The sequence below is a fragment of the Pseudomonas sp. N40(2020) genome, assembly GCF_014472415.1.
Classification (GTDB): Bacteria; Pseudomonadota; Gammaproteobacteria; order Pseudomonadales; family Pseudomonadaceae; genus Aquipseudomonas.
Window position 1 is genome coordinate 1 of record NZ_JACSZV010000065.1, and the last position, 21439, is coordinate 21439.

The following is a 21439-nucleotide window of genomic DNA, read 5'->3' on the forward strand; positions in this document are numbered from 1 at the left end:
CTTTTGATCCTGATCTTTTAAAAGCAAGATCAAAAGATCGCAGCCTTCGGCAGCTCCTACAGGGGATCGTGGTTATTCGAACAGGGCGTCGAGAGCTTGTTCGAGACGCGTCACGGCGATGATCTGCAACCCCGGCGGCGACTCTTTCGGCGCGTTGCCCTTGGGCACGATCGCGCGCTTGAAGCCATGCTTGGCTGCTTCCTTCAAACGTTCCTGGCCACTCGGGACCGGACGCACTTCGCCGGACAACCCGACTTCGCCAAACACCAACAGATCATGGGGCAACGGCCGATTACGCAGGCTCGACATCACGGCCGCCATCAACGCCAGATCGGATGCGGTTTCCAGCACCTTCACCCCGCCGACCACGTTAAGGAAAACGTCCTGATCGTGGGTCGGAATGCCGCCGTGTCGATGCAAAACCGCCAGCAACATCGCCAATCGGTTCTGATCCAGGCCCAACGTCACCCGGCGCGGGTTGGCCAGATGACTGTCATCGACCAGCGCCTGCACTTCCACCAGCATCGGCCGAGTACCCTCCCACGTCGCCATCACCACACTGCCCGGGACTTCTTCCTGAGCACGGGTGAGAAAAATCGCCGATGGGTTGGAGACTTCTTTAAGTCCCTTGTCGGTCATGCCGAACACACCGAGTTCGTTGACCGCACCAAAACGGTTTTTCACCGCCCGCAGCAAACGCAAACGGCCATCGGATTCACCTTCGAAATACAGCACGGTGTCGACCATGTGTTCCAGCACGCGCGGGCCGGCAAGCGCGCCTTCCTTGGTGACGTGGCCGACGAGGAAAATCGCAGTGCCGCTTTGTTTGGCGTATCGCACCAGCAGCGCCGCACTTTCGCGCACCTGAGAGACACCGCCGGGCGCCGATTGCAGTTGTTCGGTGAAAATCGTCTGGATCGAGTCGATCACCATCACCTTGGGTTTTTCCTGACGGGCAGTGGCGATGATGGTTTCGATACAGGTTTCGGTCATCACCCGCAGTTGATCCTGCGGCAAGCCGAGGCGCCGGGCGCGCATGGCTACTTGCTGCTGGGATTCTTCGCCGGTGACGTACAGCGCTGGCATGCTCTTGGCGAGGTTGCAAAGGGTCTGCAACAGAATCGTTGACTTGCCGATCCCTGGATCACCACCAATCAGCACTACCGAGCCATCGACCAGCCCGCCACCGAGCACGCGGTCCAGTTCGCCGGAGGCAGTAGAAAACCGTGGAATCTCTTCGATGCTGACTTCGGCCAGCGTCTTGATCTGCGCCTGTTGCCCGGCCCAACCGGTGCGACCGGTGGGCGCCGTCGCGCCGCCGCTCTCGATCATGGTTTCGGTCAAGGTGTTCCAGGCACCGCACTCGCCACATTGGCCGGCCCACTTGGGAAAGGTTGCGCCGCACTCGGTGCAGCCGTACATGCGCTTGGCCTTGGCCATCAGAACCCCCGACAAAAACCGCGATGATAACGCACGTGCTGCCGATCAGCGCGGCGCGGCGGTACGGATTTCCCCGCTGGCCAGACGTGCGGCGCTGTTACCCAGCGGATCTTCGGCATTCAGATCGGCGCCTTTGGCTTTCAGCGCGTCGAGCAATTCCTGACGCTTGAACAAGCCGGCGTACATGGCGGCCGTCTGACCGGCACCGTTACGTTGGTCGGGACTGCAATCAGTGGCCATCAAACGCCGGGCAATCTGCAACTCGCCCTTGAAAATCGCGCCCATCAGCGCCGTGTTGCCGCGTTGATCCTGAGCACAGGCATCCGCCCCGGCGGCGAGTAGCCTTTCAACTGCGGGTGCCTGGCCGTGATACGCCGCCAGAATCAGCGCGGTGTAGCCCTTGTCATCGCGGGTGTCGAGCGAATATCCGGACTCGATAAAGGTATCGAGCATCGGCACATCACCGCGCCGGGCCGCGTCAAAATAGTAGTCCTGCAGTTGCGCCCTGATGGCTTCAGGGTCCTGCTCGGGCGAAGCCGCCCACGCAGAGAACGACAGGCAGCTGCAAAACAATAAAAGACAGATACGCATCAGCAGTCTCCTTTGGCGAAACGGGGCCTGATTCAGACCCCGTTTTGCATCAGCGTTGGATCAGTCGACCAGTTTGGCCGCCAGTGCCTTGACCCGGCTCAGGTCACCCTTGGCCACTTCAGTCACGCCAGTGCCGTACTCCGGATCGGCCTTATAAAGGAAGGACAGGATGATGTGCTTGCTCTCGTCATCCGTGGTGGCCAGCGAGCCGCCGAAGCTGTCGATCAGGTCGCGGCGTTCCTTTTTGCTGAACGAGCGATACAGATCGCCGGCCTGCTTGAAGTTCTGCTCACGCTGGATCTTCGCCTGCTGCGTGCTGCCCGACAGCGCCATCTGGCTGTAACGCGCCGCTGGCGTTTCCTCACGCGGTTGCAAACGGCTCGGCTGATAGTTCACACCGGACTGGCTGGCACCGAAGTTCATCGCGCCATCCTGATTGCCGTTGTTCACCGCGACTTTCGGCGCGTTGATCGGCAATTGCAGGGCATTGGCGCCAAGGCGATACATTTGCGTGTCGGCATAAGAGAACACGCGACCTTGCAACAATCGATCTTCGGAAGGTTCGATACCCGGCACAACATTGGCCGGTGCCATTGCAACTTGTTCGGTTTCCTGGAATACGTTTGCCGGATTACGGTTTAGAACCATTTGTCCAACTTTACGTTCTGGAATACCCGGCCAGATCTTGGTTGCATCCAGCGGATCGAAATCAAACTTGGACAAATCTTGTGGTTTCAGAACCTGAATGTACAAGTCCCATTTCGGGAAGTTTCCTTTGTTTATATTAGTCACCAAGTCATTGGTCATATGACTGTAATCCTGACCCTGAACTTTTGTGACTTGTTTAGGGGTGAGATTGTTGATGCCTTGCAAGCTCTTCCAGTGAAACTTTACGTAGTGCACTTCGCCTCTGGCATTGACCAACTTATAGGCATGCACTCCGTTGCCGTCCATTTCGCGATAACTGGCTGGTGTTCCCGAGTTGGAATACAACTCGGTCAGCGTACGCGTGGCTTCCGGTACATGGGAGAAGAAGTCGAATCGGCGCGAGTCATCATCAATATTGGTGCGCGGGTCCGGTTTGAACGCATGCACCATGTCTGGAAATTTGATCGCGTCACGGATGAAGAAGGTCGGGAAGTTGTTGCCCACCAGATCCCAGTTGCCGTCGGCGGTGTAGAACTTGGTGGCGAAACCACGCGGGTCACGCAGGGTTTCCGGGGAGTGGATACCGTGAACCACGGCGGAGAACCGCACGAATACCGGCGTGCTCTGGCCGGCGGCAAATACCTTGGCCTTGCTCAAGTCGCTGAGGTCGTTGGTCACCGTGAAAGTGCCATGGGCGCCGGTGCCGCGTGCGTGAACCACACGCTCGGGAATGCGCTCGCGGTCGAAACGCTGCAGCTTCTGGATCAGTTGCACATCCTGCAGCAACACCGGGCCATTGGCGCCGGCGGTTTGCGAGCTCTGATTGTCGCCCACCGCCGCACCGTTATCCCGGGTCAGGGGCGCGGCATGCACGGAAAAGGTCAACAGGCTGGCGGTGATTACGCCAAGTGTGCGGCGATGGGGAAAAGCCCCCAGTCCAAGAGTGGCATTCATATCAGGTTCCTCTGGTTTTTTTGGGCGCATCCAGGTGCGCCAACCCAAGGCTAGAGGCCTGTGCCGCTGAACATAAATAGAAAGAACGTAACGCCATGATTGAAAAAATTGGCTTCCCGATCAGCGAGTTACGGCGTATTTCGCGCGCGATTAGTGGCACTTTGCAAACTAATCGTGGATTAATGTGTCGATTAAAACGGGCATTGTAAGAAGGTGTTTCGCGCAGGACGCGTTTTGCTGATTTACACTGCGTACACCAAACTCATCTGTAACAAGGAAATAACCTATGGGCGTGATAAGTGAGTTCAAGGCCTTCGCGGTCAAAGGCAATGTGGTCGACATGGCCGTCGGTATCATCATCGGTGCCGCCTTCGGCAAAATCGTTTCATCGTTTGTCGGTGACGTGATCATGCCGCCGATCGGCCTGCTGATCGGTGGAGTGGATTTCAGTGACCTGGCCATTACGCTCAAAGCTGCCCAAGGCGAGGCCCCTGCGGTCATGCTGGCTTACGGCAAATTCATCCAGAGCGTGCTCGACTTCGTGATTGTCGCTTTCGCAATCTTCATGGGCGTCAAAGCCATCAACCGCCTGAAACGCGAAGAAGCCGTGGCCCCTACCCTGCCACCGGTGCCGACCAAGGAAGAAGAATTGCTGGGTGAGATCCGCGATCTGCTCAAGGCCCGGAACAATCAGCCCTGACTTAACTGCACCCTGAAAAACGGCGCCTTAGGGCGCCGTTTGTTTACCAGTAGTTTTCTACGGCCACCTGTCCCGGCCGGCGGGTGAGGCTGAGGCTCATGTGCCTTTTTTTCAGCAACGCACGGGTGTCGTCGATCATCTGCGGATTGCCGCACAACATGACCCGCGAATGTTCAGCCGACAGCTCCACGCCCGCCGCCCGTTCCAGCTCACCGTTTTCGATCAGTGTAGTGATACGACCGCTCAACGCTCCGGGATGGGCTTCACGGGTGACTGTGGGGATGAAACGCAACTTGTGTGCGTGTTCACTCAAATATTCACGTTGCGACAGCCCGGCAATCATCTGCTGATACGCCAGCTCCCGCGCTTCGCGCACGCTGTACACCAGAATGATCCGTTCGAATTTTTCCCAGACCTCAAAGTCCTGAAGGATCGACAGAAAAGGCGCCACCCCGGTACCGGTGGATAACAGCCACAGATCACGGCCGTCAACGAAGCGATCAAGGGTCAGATAGCCGAACGCCTGGCGATCCACCAGCAAGGTATCGCCGATCCGCAGTCGGCTCAGCTCGCTGGTGAACTCGCCGCCCGGCACTACGATGGAGAAAAATTCAAGAAACTCGTCAAAGGGTGACGACACCATCGAATAGGCGCGCCACACAGTGCTGCCGTCGGCCTTGGTCACGCCGAGCCGGGCGAATTGTCCGGCCCGGAAACGAAAACCGGCATCACGACTGGTGCGCAAAGTGAACAGGCTGGAGGTCAGGGGCTGCACGTCGAGCAAGGTCTGAGCGGTAAACTTCTCTGCACTGGCGGTCATGGGGCACTCCGTTGAACGATGACCAGCAGTGTCCCGCAAATCTGCGCGCTTAAACACCGATGATTGGTAATGGCTTTATCAACGCACGCCTCAGACAACTATCAAACGCATTTAAAGCAAGCAAGCTATGCAAACTAAAATTCAGGATGACAAGTTGCATACCAAAACTTCGTAATTGCTAATAACGCTTTATGACCAGACGCGCATTCTCAAGAGCGAAAAAATTTAAAACTCTTCGTAGGAAACATCCTACACTTCGACCCGTGCCGGATCTTTTGGATCCACTCGGCGCCCCCGCAACACCAACGGAGAGTTTTAAATGGAAACGTGGAAGGAGTCGCAACTAAAGCAACTGACTTTCGCCAAGGGAATAGATGCCGCTTATCCGATCTTGCTGAAATTTGCCGAGAATCTAGGGTTTAACTTCTGCGCAATTTCAGTCACTTCGCCGCATCGGGAAATTCATCTTAATGCCTTGCAAATCAACAACTACCCTGAAGAATGGAATCAACAATATGCACAAAAAAACTTCCGGAAAATTGATCCGGTAATAGCACACTGCAATCACTCAATGTTACCCATCGTATGGAATGAAACGGTATTCGCCGAAACGCCTCAGTTATGGGAATCACTGAAGGAACACAGACTGCAACACGGCTGGTCTCAGGCGTTCCATAACGAGGAGAGCGGCTTGTGCAGCATTATCAGCCTTGCCCGAAAGCACTGCCCGATCAGTCCGCTCGAGTTGTATGAGCATTTTGGCTATATGTTCTACGCCACCAGCCACTTGAGCGAACTGTTCGCCAGGGCCTTGCCCCCACAGCCCGCCAAGTCCCGCCAACCGCATCTTTCACCCCGAGAACTGGAGGTGCTGCAATTGTCCGCCAGTGGCAAAACGGCTTATGAGATCTCGAAAATCCTCAGCTTGAGCGAACGCACCGTGAACTATCACGTGCAGAACGTCATCGAGAAGCTCAATGTCTGCAACAAGATTTCCGCTGTCATCGCGGCCGCCAGAGCCGGAATCATCTAGACCCATCGCTTTGCCCCCGATTAAAACGTGCGGGTGTTCCCGCAGAAAAAAACGTACCATTTATGCCCTTCCTGAGTGATGACGCCAGCCGTTTGCGTTGCAGTCCACTCGGTCGGGTTCCGCCGTACGTCACCCTGGCAGCGGGACATCCGTCGATTATCCTGAGTCCCCGCCCCATGCCTTTGCTCGATACGCCCTTCGCCCAACTCGACCTGATCCGCCAGCCTGAACAGCAAAACGAACCGCTGCAGGCGTTCGATGCCGCCGATGAATATTTGCTCAATCATCTGGCCGCGCAGCAACCGACGGCTGACACGCGGGTTCTGGTGCTCAACGACAGCTTCGGCGCGCTGGCCGCCAGTCTGCTCGGCAAGGTGACGGTCATCAGTAGCGGTGATTCGTTTCTGGGCTTTCAAGGGCTGGAAAAAAACCTGCTGCGCAATGGCCGCGCGTTCGACGCGATCTGCGGTATCCCGGCCAGTGAGCCCTTGCTCGGGCCGTTCGATCGGGTATTGATCCGCGTACCGAAAACCCTGGCCTTGCTGGAGGAACAACTGATTCGCCTGCAAGGGCAACTGGCGCCCGGCGCTGAAGTGGTCGCAGCAGCGATGGTCAAACATCTGCCGCGCGCGGCGGGCGACCTGCTGGAGCGCTACGTCGGCCCCGTACAGGCATCACTGGCGGTAAAAAAAGCTCGGCTGCTGATCGCCACACCTGAGGCGAAAACGCCAGCCGTGTCGCCCTACCCGTCTCGCTATCGCCTTGACGATCCGGCCATTGAGTTGCTTAACCACGCCAACGTGTTCTGCCGCGAAGGCCTGGACATCGGCACCCGCGCGTTTCTCCCGCATCTGCCGAAGAATCTTGGCAGTGCACGAGTCGCCGACCTGGGTTGCGGTAACGGTGTACTGGCCATTGCCAGCGCACTGCAAAACCCGGACGCACAGTACACGCTGGTCGATGAATCGTTCATGGCCGTGCAGTCGGCTGCCGAAAACTGGCGCGCCGCGCTCGGTGATCGCGACGTGATCGTGCGTGCGGGTGATGGTTTGGCCGGTCAGGAGCCGCAATCGCTGGACGTGGTGTTGTGCAATCCGCCGTTCCATCAGCAGCAGGTCGTGGGTGATTTCCTCGCCTGGCGCATGTTCCAGCAAGCCCGCGAGGCGCTGGTGGTGGGCGGCGCGTTGTACATCGTCGGCAACCGTCATCTGGGTTATCACAGCAAACTGGCGCGGCTGTTCCGTGGTGTCGAGCAAGTCGCCGCCACACCGAAATTCGTGATCCTCAAGGCCCGCAAGTAAACCGCCAGGCAAAAAAAACCCTCCATTAGGAGGGTTACAAATCCGTACCCGAAGGCGCCGGGACGGAGTGATTCAGTGAGTGGTCAGGCCTGCGGCGTTCATGAACATGCGCATCAGGCTGGCGATGATAAACAGCGCGCCGACGCTACCAACCCAGATCATCGCTAACCAGCCGAGCCGCTGCCACAGCGGCTTTTTTTCAGCTTCTTCAATATCGTTCAGGGAATGTTTGCCGGTCATTGCTTCATCCTCCGTTTGAGGGAGATGGCGCTGCGGGCAGCGCCATCGTGATCACGCCTAGTGATAACCGTCTTCATGGGTGACCTTGCCGCGGAACACGTAGTAGCTCCAGAAGGTGTAACCCAGAATGAACGGGATGATGAACAGCGTGCCTACCAGCATGAAGCCCTGACTTTGTGGCGGTGCGGCGGCGTCCCAGATCGAGATCGACGGCGGCACAATGTTCGGCCACAGGCTGATACCGAGACCGCTGTAGCCGAGAAAAATCAGCACCAGGGTAAGCAGGAACGGCATGTAGTTGGCATTGCGCGCCACGGCACGGATCAAACCGTACATCGTTACCAGCACCAGAATCGGTACCGGCATGAACCAGAACAGATTCGGCATGCTGAACCAGCGTGTCGCGATGTCCGGGTGCGCCAGTGGCGTCCAGATACTGACGATACCGATCACGGCCAGCAGCACGAATGCCAGCGGCCGTGCCAGGTTATGCATCTGTTCCTGAAGCTTGCCTTCGGTCTTCATGATCAGCCAGGTGCAACCGAGCAAGGCATAAGCCACCACGAGCGCAGCGCCGCAGAACATCGTGAACGGTGTCAGCCAGTCCAGTGATCCGCCGGCAAACTGTCGATTGACCACCGGCAAACCATCGATGAATGCGCCGAGCGCCACGCCCTGGAAGAACGTCGCCGCCACCGAACCGCCAATGAATGCCTTGTCCCACAGGTGACGCTTGTCGTCCTTGGCCTTGAAGCGAAACTCGAATGCCACGCCGCGAAAAATCAAACCGATCAGCATGAAAATCAACGGCAGGTACAGCGCCGAGAGCACCACCGAATAGGCCAGCGGAAAGGCGCCGAACAACGCCGCGCCGCCCAGCACCAGCCACGTTTCGTTACCGTCCCAGACCGGGGCGACGGTGTTCATCATCACGTCACGGTCGGTCTTGCCCGGAATGAACGGGAAGAGAATCCCGATCCCGAGGTCGAAGCCGTCCATGACCACGTACATCATGATGCCGAAGATGATAATCACGGCCCAGATCAGCGGAAGATCAATACCCATGAGTCAAATCTCCTTGGTCAGGCTGGGAGCATCGTGATCGGCATCGGCCGTATCGTCCGCAGCGGACAGCGGACGGGCCGGCGTGCGTTGCTTGCCTGGACCACCTTCTGGCGTTTCTGCGCCTTCGCTGATCTTCGGCCCTTTGCGTACCAGACGCATCATGTAGCCGAGGCCGGCACCGAACAGGGCGAAATACACCACGACGAACATGATCAGCGTGATGCTCATCTGCACAAAGCTGTGATTGGACGACGCATCCGCCGTGCGCATCAGCCCGTAGACCACCCACGGCTGACGGCCGATTTCCGTGGTGAACCAGCCGGCGAGAATCGCGATCAACCCGGACGGCCCCATCCACAACGCCAGATACAGGAACGGACGTGAGGTGTAGAGGGTGTCGCGTTTACGCAGCCACAAGCTCCACAGACCGGTGAAGATCATCAGGAAACCCAGACCGACCATGATCCGGAACGACCAGAACACGATGGTCGAGTTCGGCCGGTCTTCGGGTGGAAAATCCTTGAGCGCCGGCACTTGCTTGTCCAGCGAGTGGGTCAGGATCAGGCTGCCGAGGTACGGGATCTCCACGGCGAATTTGGTTTTCTCTTCTTTCATGTCCGGCCAGCCGAACAGGATCAGCGGCGTAGGTTCGTCACCCTTGTTTTCCCAGTGGCCTTCGATGGCGGCGATTTTTGCCGGTTGATGCTTGAGGGTGTTGAGGCCATGGAAGTCGCCGATGACGGCCTGGATCGGCGCGACGATCAATGCCATCCACATCGCCATCGACAGCATGGTGCGGATCGCCGAGTTGTCCTTGCCGCGCAACAGGTGCCAGGCCGCCGAGGAGCCGACGAAGAATGCCGTGGCCACGAACGCGGCAGTCGCCATGTGCATCAGGCGGTACGGGAACGACGGGTTGAAGATGATGGCCAGCCAGTCGGTGGGAATGACTTGGCCGTTAACGATTTCGAAGCCCTGCGGGGTTTGCATCCAACTATTGGAAGCGAGAATCCAGAACGTCGAGATCAATGTGCCGATCGCCACCATCACCGTGGAAAAAAAGTGCAGACCGCGTCCGACCTTGTTCCAGCCAAACAGCATCACCCCGAGGAAACCGGCCTCGAGGAAGAACGCCGTGAGCACCTCATAGGTCAGCAAAGGCCCGGTGACGGCACCGGCGAAGTCCGAGAAGCGGCTCCAGTTGGTGCCGAACTGGTAGGACATAACCAGACCGGAGACCACGCCCATGCCGAAGTTGACGGCAAAGATCTTCGACCAGAAATGGTAGAGGTCACGGTAGGTGTCGTTATGAGTTTTCAGCCACAAGCCTTCGAGCACCGCCAGGTAGCTCGCCAGGCCAATGGTGATGGCCGGGAACAGGATGTGAAATGAGACGGTAAACGCGAACTGAATTCGGGCGAGATCGAGTGCCTCTAAACCGAACATAAGTCTTCCTCTGTCAGGTAATACCGGCTGCGGGGCTTGTGACCCCTACGCCTACTGCCCCCACGGATATGGAGTGCGGCGAATTCTGATTCGTTCTTTTTTAACAACCATCGCAACGCAGGGAGTCTGGCCATCGGGCCGCCGGATCAATTCCGTTAGAGGCCTTGATCTGGATCAAGCAACGTTGAAAGAGTAGTCCCATTTCAGACGAAGAACCGCGTGGTCGTTTGCCGCGTGACAAGTTGCCTCACGGTTACGGCAATGCTCTGAAGTACATGCCATGTGGCGAAACGGCGTGCTCCCTTGTCGCAGGGAGTTGAGGGCGCGGGGATAATCGATGTCTGGCTAACTAAATTTTTTTTCATAGCAACTTCCTGTTACAGACTGGTGATAACCTCGCGGTTCCCCCTCGAACCAGACCTGCCTCCAGATGCCCAGCCAAGAGCCCCTGCTGTTACGTCACCATCGTCCGTTTCTCGCGTTCTGGCTGGCCCGGATTTTCACCGCCAGCGGGTTCCAGATGCTCACCGTGGCGATTGGCTGGAACCTGTATCAGTTGACCGGCAACGTGCTCGACCTGGGCCTGGTGGGTCTTGTCGAGTTCGCACCGCGCGTGCTGTTCATGCTGCACACCGGGCATGTCGCCGACCGCTATGACCGGCGCAGAGTCGCGGCGATCTGTCAGTCGTTGCAGGCCTTGATCGCCCTGGCGCTGGCCATTGGCAGTGCCACCGATCACGTCACCCGGGAAATGATCTTCATCCTCGCCTTCCTGCTGGGTGCGGCGCGCTCGTTCGAAATGCCGACCACACAGGCGCTGCTGCCGAGCATCGTGCCCGCGTCGCTGTTCCCGCGCGCAGTCGCGGCCGCGCAATCGGCGCAACAGTCGGCGACCATCGTCGCCCCGGCACTCGGCGGTTTGCTTTATGCGTTCGGCAGCGTCTGGGTGTATGGCCCGACGGTGCTGCTTTATGTGATTGCCTGCTCGCTGATGCTCAACCTGCCCGCTCGGCAGACCCCGTTGAATAAAGGCAAAGCCACGCTGGATTCGTTGCTGGCGGGGATTCGTTTCATTCGCAGCCGTCCGGACATTCTCGGGGCGATCTCTCTGGATCTGTTCGCGGTGCTGCTGGGTGGCGCCACCGCGTTGCTGCCAGTATTCGCCAAAGACATATTGCTGACAGGGCCGTGGGGCCTCGGCCTGCTGCGCTCGGCGCCAGCGGTCGGCGCGCTGGGGATGTCACTGTTCCTCGCGCGGTTTGCCGTGGAGCGCAATGTCGGCCGGGTGATGTTCACCGCGGTGGGCATATTCGGCGTCGCCACCATCGCTTTCGGCCTGTCGACTTCGTTCTGGTTCTCGCTGGCCGTGCTGGTGGTGCTCGGTGCGGCGGACATGATCAGCATGGTGATCCGCGCCTCCTTCGTCCAACTGGAAACCCCGGACGAAATGCGCGGCCGGGTCAGCGCTGTAAACGGTCTGTTCATCGGCGCCTCGAACCAGTTGGGCGAATTCGAATCCGGCCTCACCGCCCACTGGTTCGGCACCGTGCCGGCAGTGGTCATGGGCGGAGTCGGTACGCTGGTGGTGACGGGGACGTGGATCAAACTGTTTCCGACATTGGCCAAACGGGATCGGATGACGGAGTTGGTGGAAGAGGCGAAGGTTTAGCGCTCGTCAGACCAACAATTCCCCCCCCACTTTCGCCCTTAATGCCTTGCCCCCAAGTTGTTCCACCAGCGCCAAGGCAAACTCCAGCCCTGCGCCAGAACCCTGGGCGGTGATGCAGTTGCCATCAACCACCACCGGCTGATCGACAAACGTACAGCCCGACAATTGATGACTGGCGCTCGGCAGGCAAGTCATGCGCCGCTGGCGCAAAACGCCGAAGGCTTGCAGGGCGACTGCCGGGGCTTCGGCGATGGCGGCGAACAGACGTCCGGCGCTGGCCTGATCCTTGAGCAGTTGTTGCAGCGGCTGATGCGCCGCCAGGTGTTGTGAACCGACAGCGCCGCCGGGCAGGACGATCAGGTCGAACGTCTGTGCCAGCACATCGATCAGCATGCCGTCGGCGGTCAGGCGGGTGCCGCGGGCACAGGTCAGCATGCGCCGACCTTCGATGCTGGCCGCCATCACTTCGATGCCGGCGCGACGCAATACGTCGATCAGGGTCACGCTTTGCAGATCATCGATGCCCTCGGCTAGGGTAATCAGGGCTCTAAAGGTCATGGGCGCTATCCGCTGGGTGATCTTCAAAGCGTAGTCAGCTTTACCCGGCCTCGTTCGGTCGTCGCCGTTACTTGATGTAAAGCTGCGTCGACATCCTGTTACCCGGCGCGTTGATGGACATGTTGGTAAAGGTGAAGATACCGTCCTGCTTGCCAGCCAGGTCGAGCACATACAGATAGCCCACGGTTTTCTTGCCGACCGTACACTCGGTCAGATTGCCGTTATCAAAAGCGCAGACCGGGGTTCGCGTGCCGTTCACCTCAAAACCGTCCAACGCTACGTGCGCCTCGCGACCGTAGCCGACCTCCAGCACGTAAACCTTGATATTCGGGCCGCTGTGGTCGCAACGCGTCTGTTCCTGACCTTCAGCGATGTCTTCGAAGCCGCAGCTCGGTGACTCGACTTTCAACACCTTTAACTGAGTTAACGGTGGGGCCGACGCAGCCCAGGCGCCAGACGCCCCGCCCATCAGAACGGCCAGTAAGCCGAATGTCTTCAACCAGCGCTTGCTCATGCGTTACCCATCCCCCAAAAATCAGCGCGCAGTATGGCGCAGTTGGCCCCAACGCAAAACTTCGACGACGATCGACACCAACAACCGCCATATTCCTCACGCTGCTGGTATGATGCGCGGCTTTTTCCGGCCCACCACAATTTCTCAGGCGCTTGCGACGGTCTGTGCTTTGCTGTTGAGGTCGATACATTCACGGCGCCATGCGCGCCACGGGGAGCAGACATGCTGGAAAGGCTGTTTCAACTCAAGGCACACAACACCAACGTGCGGACCGAGATTCTCGCGGGCATCACGACTTTCCTGGCCATGGCCTACATTCTGTTCGTCAACCCGAGCATCCTCGGCGAGACCGGCATGGACAAGGGCGCGGTGTTTGTCGCTACCTGTCTGGCAGCCGCCATCGGTTCCACGGTCATGGGCCTGATCGCCAACTACCCGATCGCCCTCGCACCGGGCATGGGCTTGAACGCCTTCTTCACTTATACCGTCGTGCTGCACATGGGCCACACCTGGCAAGTGGCGCTGGGCGCGGTGTTCATCTCGGCCGTGTGCTTCTTCCTGCTGTCGATCTTCCGCATCCGTGAATGGATCATCAACAGCATCCCGCTGCCGCTGCGTTCGGCGATTGCAGCCGGTATCGGCCTGTTCCTGGCGCTGATCGCCCTGCATAACGCCGGCATTGTGGTCAGCAATTCGGCGACCATGGTCGGCCTCGGTGAGCTGAGAGCTCCGGCACCGATCCTCGCCACCCTCGGTTTCGCCCTGATCGTTGCCCTCGAAGCGCTGAAAGTACGCGGTGCGGTCCTGATCGGCATTCTGGCGGTGACCATCGTATCCATCGCCTTTGGCTTCACCGCGTTCAATGGCGTGACGTCTATGCCACCTTCGCTGGCCCCGACCTTCCTGCAGCTGGACATCATGGGGGCACTGGATATCGGTCTGGTCAGCGTGATCTTCGCCTTCCTGTTCGTCGACCTGTTCGACAACTCCGGCACCCTGATCGGCGTCGCCAAGCGCGCCGGCCTGATGGGCAAGGACGGCCACATGCCGAAAATGGGCCGTGCGCTGATCGCCGACAGCACCGCCGCCATGGGCGGCTCGCTGCTGGGCACCTCGACCACCACCAGCTACATCGAATCTGCTGCGGGCGTGAGTGCTGGCGGCCGTACCGGTCTGACAGCTGTGGTCGTCGCGATTCTGTTCCTGCTGGCGCTGTTCTTCTCGCCACTGGCGGCCAGCGTTCCGGCTTTTGCCACCGCACCGGCACTGCTGTTCGTCGCCGTCTTGATGATGTCGGGCCTGGCAGAAATAGAATGGGACGACATCACCGTCGCCGCACCGGTCGTGGTGACCGCGCTGGCCATGCCGTTCACGTATTCGATCGCCAACGGCATCGCGTTCGGCTTCATCGCCTGGACCGCGATCAAACTGCTGTCCGGTCGCGCCCGTGAGCTGAACCCAGCGCTGGTGATTCTGTCGATTCTGTTCGTGATCAAGTTGGGTTGGTTCAACGCATGACTTTCGATTCCCAAGCCTACGCCGCACAGCTCGAAGACAAGGTCACGCGCCTGCGTGACCTGCTGGCCCCGTTCGATGCGCCCGAGCCGAGCGTATTCGACTCGCCACTGCAGAACTTCCGTCTGCGCGCCGAATTCCGCCTGTGGCGCGAGGCCGGTGAGCGTCATTACGCGATGTTCTCTCAGGACGACAAACGCACGCCGATCCTGATCGAAGAGTTCCCGATCGCCAGCCTGCGCATCAATCAACTGATGCCGCAGCTCAAGGCGGCGTGGCAGGCCAGCGCGGCGTTGAGCCACAAGCTGTTTCAGGTGGAGTTTCTGACCACCCTGGCTGGCGACGCGATGATCACCCTGTGCTACCACCGTCCGCTGGACGAGCACTGGCATGCGGCAGCGACCAAGCTGTCGGCAGATCTCGGGGTCAGCATCATCGGCCGCTCCAAGGGCAAACGCGAAGTGCTCGGCCAAGACTATGTAGTGGAGAAACTTGAAGTCGGCGGCCGCACGTTCAGCTATCGCCAGCCGGAAGGTGCCTTCACCCAGCCCAACGGCACCGTAAACCAAAAGATGTTGAACTGGGCTTACGAAGCATTGGGCGATCGCACTGACGATTTGCTGGAGCTGTATTGCGGCAACGGCAACTTCACCCTGCCGCTCGCGACCCGCGTACGCAAAGTGCTGGCCACCGAAATCAGCAAGACTTCGGTCAACGCCGCACTGAGCAACCTCAGCGAAAACGCTGTGGATAACGTCACGCTGGTGCGTTTGTCCGCCGAAGAACTGACCGAAGCCCTCAACGAAGTGCGCCCATTCCGTCGCCTGCACGGCATCGACCTCAAGAGCTACGAGTTCGGCAGCGTGTTCGTCGACCCGCCGCGTGCCGGCATGGACCCTGACACCTGCGAGCTGACCCGGCGCTTTGACAACATCCTCTACATCTCCTGCAACCCGGAAACCCTGGCGGCCAACATCGCCCAGTTGCACGACACGCACCGCATTACCCAGTGCGCGCTGTTCGACCAGTTCCCGTGGACGCATCACATGGAGTCGGGCGTGTTGCTGACCCGCCGCTGATTGCTGTTGCCAGATACGAAGAAGCCGTCGTGAATGACGGCTTTTTTGTGGGCGCTTGTTTCAGGTTGTGCGATCACCGAACAAAAAACGCTAAGGGTGACGCCGTTCAATTGACCGATGTAACCATCTAGTACATTTTATCTCCACAGGCCGAAACCCATGGCCCAAGCCAAAAACAAGAAGTGGAGTTACCCCCATGCCCCCTATCGTTCTGGTGCTCAACGGCCCGAACCTGAACCTGCTTGGCACCCGTGAGCCCGCCACTTACGGCCATGAAACCCTGGCGGATATCTCGGCGCTGTGCGGTCGCGCTGGCGAAGAGTTCGGCCTGGCCGTGGAATTTCGCCAGACCAACCACGAAGGCGAACTGCTCGACTGGATTCACGCCGCTCGCGGTCGTTGCGCCGGGATTGTCATCAACCCGGCAGCCTGGACGCACACCTCGGTGGCGATTCGCGACGCGCTGGTGGCCAGTGAGTTGCCGGTGATCGAAGTGCATCTGTCCAACGTCCATGCCCGCGAGCCGTTCCGTCATCACTCATTTGTCTCGGCCATCGCCACGGCGGTGATGTGCGGGTTTGGCAGCCATGGCTATCGTCTGGCCCTGGAACACTTAAGCCAGCGGCTGAAGGGGCAAGCAGCATGAGCCGCAAAAACGTGATACTGGCCGGGTTGATCGGTGCCGGCATTCAGGCCTCCCGCACGCCGGCGCTGCATGAGCACGAAGGCGACGCCCAGGGCTTGCGATATCTGTATCGGCTGATCGACCTGGATCAACTGCAACTGGACACCCATGCCTTGCCCGACTTGTTGCTGGCGGCCGAGCGCATGAACTACACCGGGCTGAACATCACCTTCCCCTGCAAGCAGGCGATTATCCCGCTGCTCGACGAACTGTCACCCGAAGCCCGCGGCATCGGCGCGGTCAATACCGTGGTGCTCAAGGACGGCAAACGCGTCGGCCACAATACCGACTGCCTGGGTTTTGCCGAGGGTTTTCGTCGCGGCTTGAAGGACGCCGCCCGTGAGCGTGTTGTTCAAATGGGCGCTGGTGGTGCAGGCGCCGCAGTGGCCCACGCACTGCTGAGCGAAGGCGTACAAAGGTTGAGCATTTTCGACGTGGACAGTGATCGCGCCGAGCATCTGGCGAACAACCTCAATGAGCATTTCGGCTTTGGCCGCGCAGTGGCCGGGCAGGATTTGCCGAGCGCAATGAATCAGGCTGACGGCTTGGTGAACACCACACCGATGGGCATGGCCAAACTGCCGGGCATGCCGGTGCCGGTCGAGTTGCTGCGCAAGGAATTGTGGGTGGCGGAGATCGTGTACTTCCCATTGGAAACCGAACTGCTGCGCAACGCCCGCACAATAGGTTGCCGGACGCTGGATGGCGGCAACATGGCAGTGTTTCAGGCGGTGAAGGCGTTTGAGTTGTTCAGTGGCGTGGTGCCGGATGCGCAACGCATGCTTGCGCACTTCCAAAGCATGAATGGCTAGCCAAATGAGGGGGCTTGCCCCCTCGTCTCATGTCAGGCCTGCAAGTAACGCAACACCGACTCGCAGATCATCTCGCGATGACGCTGCTTGATGCTCTCGTCCGGCAGATCAATCTGAAAAATCTCACCGAATGTGTGGCGGTTCGACACGCGATAGAAGCTGAACGAGCTGATCAGCAAATGCACGTCCAGCGCGTTGAGCCCGCTGCGGAAAACGCCTTCTTCGGCGCCCCGACGCAAAATCTCGCCGAGTGAATCGAGGATGGTGTTGTTCATCGCCTTGATTGCATCGGAACGCTTCACGAATTCGGCGTTATGGATGTTCTCGATGCAGACAATGCGCACGAAATCGACGTTGCGATCGTGGTGATCGAAGGTGAACTCCACCAGCCGCCGAATCGCTACCACTGGCGACAGTTCGGCCAGGTGCAGACGGCTTTCCGTGTTACGAATATCGCCATAGAGCTTTTCCAGCACCTCGACGTACAGCTGCTCCTTACTGCCGAAGTAGTAATAGATCATGCGTTTGGAGGTGTGGATGCGTTCAGCGATCGCGTCGACGCGGGCGCCGGACAATCCTTGCTGGACGAACTCGACGATCGCCTCCTGCAAGATGTTCTCGCGGGTCTTTTCCGGATTGTTCTTGCGACTCTTGCGCGGCTCAACGGCGGGTTCGACGGGGGCTGCGGGGAGTTCTGAAGTCATTGTCATTGCGGGCTCACGGCCATCACTGCACAGGCTGGCGATTATGGGCCGCGCGGCACGGTGAAGGAAGCCGCGCGACCCGTGTTTAATCCCGCGCTTACGAATTTCCTACAACTTCGCCTGACGGACGGCGCCACTGCGTGATTTGGCCATCGCCGCCAGCCGCACCGCGACGTTCGCCGCGCCGTATCCGGCATAGCCGTTTTTACGCTGGATGATCTCGAAGAAGAACCGCCCCTCAAACGGCTCGGTGTAAACGTGAAACAACTCACCACCCTGGGCGTCACGGTCATAGAGCACGTTGTAATACGCCAGCTCACTGAGGAACTCGTCGTCGAAGTCAAAACGCGCGGCAAGGTCGTCGTAATAGTTGAGCGGAATATCCAGCAGCGGCACGCCGGCCTCTTTGGCTCGGCTGACTTCGGCGAAGATATCGTCACAATCGAAGGCGATGTGATGCACACCGGAGCCGCGATAACTCGACAACGCATGGGAGATCGCGGTGTTGCGGTTCTCGGAAATGTTCAGCGGCAAACGGATCGAGCTGTCACGACTGCGCAGCGCGCGGCTTTTCACCAGACCATAGGGGTCGGGCAGCACCACTTCGTCATCGGCCTCGAAATCCAGCAGGCTCTTGTAGAACAGCACCCAACTGTCGAGGCTATCCGCCGGCAGCGCCATTGCCATGTGATCGATGCGCTTGAGGCCTCCGCGCACCTGCGCGTCTGGCAGCAGATTGAAGTCGGTGCCATACACATCAGCCGCCTCATCCACCAGATAAATCAGGCTGCCATCCGGCGCGCGCACTGCCGCCAGTTCCAATTCGTTAGGACCGACCAGACCGCGATAGGGCTGGCCCTTGTAGGCAACGGCACGCGCCAGAGCACTCGCGCTGTCCTTGACCCGCACGGCGGTGGCACACAGCGACGGGCCGTGTGCCTCGAAAAAGCTGTGAGCAAACGAATAGGGTTCAGCGTTGAGGATCAGGTTGATATCACCCTGGCGCAGCAGGCTCACGCTCTTGGAGCGATGTTGTCCGGCCTTGACGAACCCTAGGCGTTCCAGCCAGTTCGACAACTTGGCGCCGAGGCTTTCATCGACAGCGAATTCGAGAAACTCGATGCCGTTGTACTCGCTGGCCTTCGGCGTTTCGAAAAGGATTTCGCGGTTGGCCACGGGCGCGGCCTCCTGCTCCAGACGCTGACGGGTTTTCTCTTCCAGATAGAGCAGCGAGCGCAAGCCGTCTGCCGCATTGGCCCGTGGCGGTGCGGCGCGGAAGCCATCGTTGAAGATCTCCAGCGACAGCGGCCCGGTGTAGCCACTCTTGATGATCGGCGCGAGGAACCCCGCAAGATCAAACTCGCCCTGCCCCGGGAAGCAGCGAAAATGCCGACTCCACTCCAGAACATCCATCGCCAGAATCGGCGCATCGGCCATTTGCACGAAGAAAATCTTGTCGCCGGGAATCTCGGCAATCGCACGCGGATCGCCCTTGAGCGATAGCGTATGGAAGCTGTCGAGCAGCACGCCGAGGCTTGGGTGATCGGCCTGACGCACGATGTCCCAGACCTGTTGATACGTATTGACGTGACGGCCCCAGGCCAGTGCTTCATAGCCAATGCGCAAGCCACGGGCGCCGGCATGTTCAGCCAGCAAGCGCAGGTCATCGATGAGTATTTGCTGATCGCCGACGCTGTCCGCCGAAGCGTTGCTGCACACCAGCACCAGATCGGTGCCCAGTTCCTGCATCAGGTCGAACTTGCGCTCGGCCCGCTCCAGGTTGCGCGCCAGCCGATCACGGCGGCAGCCTTCAAAATCGCGGAATGGCTGAAACAGGGTGATGGCAATCCCGAGATCGGCGCACATCTGTTTAATTTCACGTGGACTGCCGTCGTAGTACAGAAGGTCGTTCTCGAAAATCTCCACCCCGTCGAACCCGGCGGCGGCGATGGCTTCGAGTTTTTCCGGCAGGGTGCCGCTCAAGGAAACGGTGGCAATGGAACGCTGCATGTTTCAACTCCCGGACTGCGCCGCTTTGTTGCGGGGGACCATTTTTGTCGTGGGGTAAATTATTGGCTGCATCACTTCGCGCAGCAATTTAAAGTGTACTACCCGGTTAGTTTTACGTGCGATTATCGAACACAATGCCGTTTTGACGAATTGACGATTTTTCGTCCACTGCCCAACATCGACCGCACATTGAGTCCGGGTCTGAACCACCGGTCGCAGCGTGCAAACAAAAAAGCACACCAAATAAAAAATCCAAAAACGGGTGGAACACATGATTCCTTCACAGACTTCCCGCATGGCTCCGGCCATGAGCACTGCCACGGGTGGCATCGGCGACAAGATCCGCGGCGCCATGGCTGTCGGCAAGACCCGTTGGGGCATGCTGGCGCTGGTGTTTTTCGCCACCACCCTGAACTACATCGACCGCGCCGCCCTCGGCGTCATGCAGCCCATCCTCGCCAAGGAAATGAGCTGGACGGCGATGGATTACGCCAACATCAACTTCTGGTTTCAGGTCGGCTACGCCATTGGTTTCGTGCTGCAAGGGCGACTGATCGACCGGGTCGGCGTCAAGCGCGTGTTCTTCTGCGCCGTGCTGCTCTGGAGCCTGGCCACGGGTGCCCACGGCCTGGCGACATCGGCGGTCGGCTTCATGGTCTGCCGTTTCGTCCTCGGCCTGACCGAAGCGGCGAACTATCCCGCTTGTGTGAAAACCACGCGTCTGTGGTTCCCGGCGGGTGAACGCGCCGTCGCCACCGGCATCTTCAACGCCGGCACCAACGTCGGTGCCATGTTCACGCCGATGTTGCTGCCGCTGGTTCTTCATGTGTGGGGCTGGCAGGCCGCGTTCCTGTGCATGGCGGCGCTGGGCGGGATCTGGCTGTTGTTCTGGGGCCTGAAGTATTACAACCCGGAAGATCACCCGAGCGTGAAACAGTCCGAGCTGGATTACATCCAGCAGGAAGTCGAACCGGAGCAGGCCCGCGTGCCGTTCTCGAAAATCCTGCGGATGCGCGGCACCTGGGCCTTCGCCCTCGCCTACTCGCTGACCGCGCCGGTGTTCTGGTTCTACCTGTACTGGCTGCCGCCGTTTCTCAATCAGCAATACAACCTGGGCATCAACGTGACCCAGATGGGGATCCCGCTGATCATCATCTACGTCACCGCCGACTTTGGCAGCGTGGGTGGCGGCATTCTGTCCTCGTTCCTGATCGGTCGCGGGATGAACGCGATCAAGGCGCGGTTGCTGTCGATGTTCCTGTTCGCCTGCTGCATCATCGGCGTGGTCATGGCTGCCGGCTCCGCCAATTTGTGGGTCGCCGTGGCTGCTATTTCCCTGGCGATCGGCGCGCACCAGGCATGGACGGCGAACATCTGGAGCCTGGTGATGGACTACACGCCCAAGCACATGATGAGCACGGTGTTCGGTTTCGGCGGCATGTGCGCGGCGATCGGCGGGATGTTCATGACTCAGATCGTCGGCCACATCCTCACCGTCACCAACAACAACTACACCGTGTTGTTCACCCTGATTCCGGCGATGTACTTCATTGCGCTGACGTGGATGTACTTCATGGCACCGCGCAAGATTCCGACCGTTACCGAGTAACACTGTAAACACCTTGTAGGAGCTGCGGCACGCTGCGATCTTTTGA

General features: G+C 59.2%; 20 protein-coding genes. 9 read left to right on the forward strand and 11 right to left on the reverse strand.

All coding sequences use genetic code 11. From position 1 onward, the window contains the following. Positions 1–72 precede the first annotated feature (72 nt). From radA to IAI51_RS26675, 3 genes are read right to left on the reverse strand one after another with little or no spacing between them, the layout of a single operon-like run. The gene (gene radA / locus IAI51_RS26665; protein WP_007909773.1) at positions 73–1440 is read right to left on the reverse strand and encodes a DNA repair protein RadA; all 1368 of its coding nucleotides are present in this window, start codon (positions 1438–1440) and stop codon (positions 73–75) included. Between the two features lie 45 nt (positions 1441–1485). Beyond that, complete coding sequence (locus IAI51_RS26670) at positions 1486–2031, reverse strand: ankyrin repeat domain-containing protein (RefSeq protein ID WP_187681196.1); 546 nt, start codon at positions 2029–2031, stop codon at positions 1486–1488. 60 nt (positions 2032–2091) lie between these two features. Then, a complete protein-coding gene (locus IAI51_RS26675) occupies positions 2092–3633 on the reverse strand; it encodes a catalase (RefSeq protein WP_187681197.1) in 1542 nt (513 codons plus the stop codon). 286 nt (positions 3634–3919) lie between these two features. Between IAI51_RS26675 and mscL the strand changes: the two genes are divergently transcribed. Further along, complete coding sequence (gene mscL / locus IAI51_RS26680; protein ID WP_187681198.1) at positions 3920–4333, forward strand: large-conductance mechanosensitive channel protein MscL; 414 nt, start codon at positions 3920–3922, stop codon at positions 4331–4333. Positions 4334–4376: 43 nt separating this feature from the next. On the opposite strand, the gene IAI51_RS26685 is transcribed toward mscL, so the two are convergent. After that, complete coding sequence (locus tag IAI51_RS26685; protein ID WP_187681199.1) at positions 4377–5153, reverse strand: ferredoxin--NADP reductase; 777 nt, start codon at positions 5151–5153, stop codon at positions 4377–4379. A gap of 319 nt (positions 5154–5472) precedes the next feature. On the opposite strand from IAI51_RS26685, the gene IAI51_RS26690 reads away from it, so the two are divergent. Together IAI51_RS26690 and IAI51_RS26695 are read left to right on the forward strand one after the other, a co-directional pair. Further along, positions 5473–6186 (forward strand): autoinducer binding domain-containing protein, encoded by a 714-nt coding sequence (locus IAI51_RS26690; RefSeq protein WP_187681200.1) that lies wholly within the window; start codon positions 5473–5475, stop codon positions 6184–6186. 176 nt (positions 6187–6362) lie between these two features. After that, positions 6363–7487, forward strand: coding sequence for a methyltransferase (locus tag IAI51_RS26695; RefSeq protein WP_187681213.1), 1125 nt, complete (start codon positions 6363–6365; stop codon positions 7485–7487). 72 nt (positions 7488–7559) lie between these two features. Here IAI51_RS26695 and IAI51_RS26700 read toward each other — a convergent pair whose 3' ends face one another. The 3 genes from IAI51_RS26700 to IAI51_RS26710 are packed head-to-tail and all read right to left on the reverse strand — an operon-like array spanning position 7560 to position 10238. Next, on the reverse strand, positions 7560–7727 hold the full coding sequence (locus tag IAI51_RS26700; RefSeq protein ID WP_187681201.1) for a DUF2474 domain-containing protein: 168 nt from the start codon (positions 7725–7727) through the stop codon (positions 7560–7562). A 57-nt stretch (positions 7728–7784) separates the two neighbouring features. Further along, positions 7785–8792: a cytochrome d ubiquinol oxidase subunit II gene (cydB, locus tag IAI51_RS26705; RefSeq protein ID WP_095190343.1), complete on the reverse strand. Its 1008-nt coding sequence runs from the start codon at positions 8790–8792 to the stop codon at positions 7785–7787. Positions 8793–8795: 3 nt separating this feature from the next. Continuing rightward, positions 8796–10238, reverse strand: coding sequence for a cytochrome ubiquinol oxidase subunit I (locus tag IAI51_RS26710; protein WP_187681202.1), 1443 nt, complete (start codon positions 10236–10238; stop codon positions 8796–8798). A 430-nt stretch (positions 10239–10668) separates the two neighbouring features. Here IAI51_RS26710 and IAI51_RS26715 point away from each other — a divergent pair, with 430 nt between their 5' ends. Then, positions 10669–11907 carry an MFS transporter gene (locus IAI51_RS26715; protein ID WP_187681203.1) on the forward strand — a complete coding sequence of 413 codons (1239 nt, stop codon included), beginning with the start codon at positions 10669–10671 and terminating at the stop codon, positions 11905–11907. 6 nt (positions 11908–11913) lie between these two features. On the opposite strand, the gene IAI51_RS26720 is transcribed toward IAI51_RS26715, so the two are convergent. Both IAI51_RS26720 and IAI51_RS26725 read right to left on the reverse strand, forming a co-directional pair. Then, complete coding sequence (locus IAI51_RS26720) at positions 11914–12465, reverse strand: DJ-1 family glyoxalase III (protein ID WP_187681204.1); 552 nt, start codon at positions 12463–12465, stop codon at positions 11914–11916. Between the two features lie 67 nt (positions 12466–12532). After that, entirely contained in the window at positions 12533–12979 is a 447-nt protein-coding gene (locus IAI51_RS26725; protein ID WP_187681205.1) for a DUF4879 domain-containing protein, read from the reverse strand. A 222-nt stretch (positions 12980–13201) separates the two neighbouring features. On the opposite strand from IAI51_RS26725, the gene IAI51_RS26730 reads away from it, so the two are divergent. From IAI51_RS26730 to IAI51_RS26745, 4 genes are all read left to right on the forward strand, one after another. After that, on the forward strand, positions 13202–14497 hold the full coding sequence (locus IAI51_RS26730) for an NCS2 family permease (protein WP_187681206.1): 1296 nt from the start codon (positions 13202–13204) through the stop codon (positions 14495–14497). Next, a complete protein-coding gene (trmA, locus tag IAI51_RS26735; protein ID WP_187681207.1) occupies positions 14494–15573 on the forward strand; it encodes a tRNA (uridine(54)-C5)-methyltransferase TrmA in 1080 nt (359 codons plus the stop codon). Before IAI51_RS26730 ends, trmA begins: the two co-directional genes overlap by 4 nt. Positions 15574–15769: 196 nt before the next feature. After that, positions 15770–16219: a type II 3-dehydroquinate dehydratase gene (gene aroQ, locus IAI51_RS26740; protein WP_187681208.1), complete on the forward strand. Its 450-nt coding sequence runs from the start codon at positions 15770–15772 to the stop codon at positions 16217–16219. Beyond that, the gene (locus tag IAI51_RS26745; protein ID WP_187681209.1) at positions 16216–17070 is read left to right on the forward strand and encodes a shikimate dehydrogenase; all 855 of its coding nucleotides are present in this window, start codon (positions 16216–16218) and stop codon (positions 17068–17070) included. The genes aroQ and IAI51_RS26745 overlap by 4 nt, the downstream gene beginning before the upstream one ends. A 32-nt stretch (positions 17071–17102) precedes the next feature. Here the strand turns inward: IAI51_RS26745 and IAI51_RS26750 are convergent, their stop codons facing one another. Then, entirely contained in the window at positions 17103–17780 is a 678-nt protein-coding gene (locus tag IAI51_RS26750; protein ID WP_187681210.1) for a TetR family transcriptional regulator, read from the reverse strand. A 102-nt stretch (positions 17781–17882) separates the two neighbouring features. After that, positions 17883–19784, reverse strand: coding sequence for a 3-dehydroshikimate dehydratase QuiC (quiC, locus tag IAI51_RS26755; RefSeq protein WP_187681211.1), 1902 nt, complete (start codon positions 19782–19784; stop codon positions 17883–17885). A 271-nt stretch (positions 19785–20055) separates the two neighbouring features. On the opposite strand from quiC, the gene IAI51_RS26760 reads away from it, so the two are divergent. Then, positions 20056–21393, forward strand: a complete 1338-nt coding sequence (locus IAI51_RS26760) for an MFS transporter (RefSeq protein WP_187681212.1) — start codon at positions 20056–20058, stop codon at positions 21391–21393. Positions 21394–21439: the final 46 nt, after the last annotated feature.

Coding starts and splice junctions, on each gene's coding strand:
- radA (WP_007909773.1), bottom strand. CDS start 1,440: ATGGCCAAGGCCAAGCGCATGTACGGCTGCACCGAGTGCGGCGCAACC.
- IAI51_RS26670 (WP_187681196.1), bottom strand. CDS start 2,031: ATGCGTATCTGTCTTTTATTGTTTTGCAGCTGCCTGTCGTTCTCTGCG.
- IAI51_RS26675 (WP_187681197.1), bottom strand. CDS start 3,633: ATGAATGCCACTCTTGGACTGGGGGCTTTTCCCCATCGCCGCACACTT.
- mscL (WP_187681198.1), top strand. CDS start 3,920: ATGGGCGTGATAAGTGAGTTCAAGGCCTTCGCGGTCAAAGGCAATGTG.
- IAI51_RS26685 (WP_187681199.1), bottom strand. CDS start 5,153: ATGACCGCCAGTGCAGAGAAGTTTACCGCTCAGACCTTGCTCGACGTG.
- IAI51_RS26690 (WP_187681200.1), top strand. CDS start 5,473: ATGGAAACGTGGAAGGAGTCGCAACTAAAGCAACTGACTTTCGCCAAG.
- IAI51_RS26695 (WP_187681213.1), top strand. CDS start 6,363: ATGCCTTTGCTCGATACGCCCTTCGCCCAACTCGACCTGATCCGCCAG.
- IAI51_RS26700 (WP_187681201.1), bottom strand. CDS start 7,727: ATGACCGGCAAACATTCCCTGAACGATATTGAAGAAGCTGAAAAAAAG.
- cydB (WP_095190343.1), bottom strand. CDS start 8,792: ATGGGTATTGATCTTCCGCTGATCTGGGCCGTGATTATCATCTTCGGC.
- IAI51_RS26710 (WP_187681202.1), bottom strand. CDS start 10,238: ATGTTCGGTTTAGAGGCACTCGATCTCGCCCGAATTCAGTTCGCGTTT.
- IAI51_RS26715 (WP_187681203.1), top strand. CDS start 10,669: ATGCCCAGCCAAGAGCCCCTGCTGTTACGTCACCATCGTCCGTTTCTC.
- IAI51_RS26720 (WP_187681204.1), bottom strand. CDS start 12,465: ATGACCTTTAGAGCCCTGATTACCCTAGCCGAGGGCATCGATGATCTG.
- IAI51_RS26725 (WP_187681205.1), bottom strand. CDS start 12,979: ATGAGCAAGCGCTGGTTGAAGACATTCGGCTTACTGGCCGTTCTGATG.
- IAI51_RS26730 (WP_187681206.1), top strand. CDS start 13,202: ATGCTGGAAAGGCTGTTTCAACTCAAGGCACACAACACCAACGTGCGG.
- trmA (WP_187681207.1), top strand. CDS start 14,494: ATGACTTTCGATTCCCAAGCCTACGCCGCACAGCTCGAAGACAAGGTC.
- aroQ (WP_187681208.1), top strand. CDS start 15,770: ATGCCCCCTATCGTTCTGGTGCTCAACGGCCCGAACCTGAACCTGCTT.
- IAI51_RS26745 (WP_187681209.1), top strand. CDS start 16,216: ATGAGCCGCAAAAACGTGATACTGGCCGGGTTGATCGGTGCCGGCATT.
- IAI51_RS26750 (WP_187681210.1), bottom strand. CDS start 17,780: ATGACAATGACTTCAGAACTCCCCGCAGCCCCCGTCGAACCCGCCGTT.
- quiC (WP_187681211.1), bottom strand. CDS start 19,784: ATGCAGCGTTCCATTGCCACCGTTTCCTTGAGCGGCACCCTGCCGGAA.
- IAI51_RS26760 (WP_187681212.1), top strand. CDS start 20,056: ATGATTCCTTCACAGACTTCCCGCATGGCTCCGGCCATGAGCACTGCC.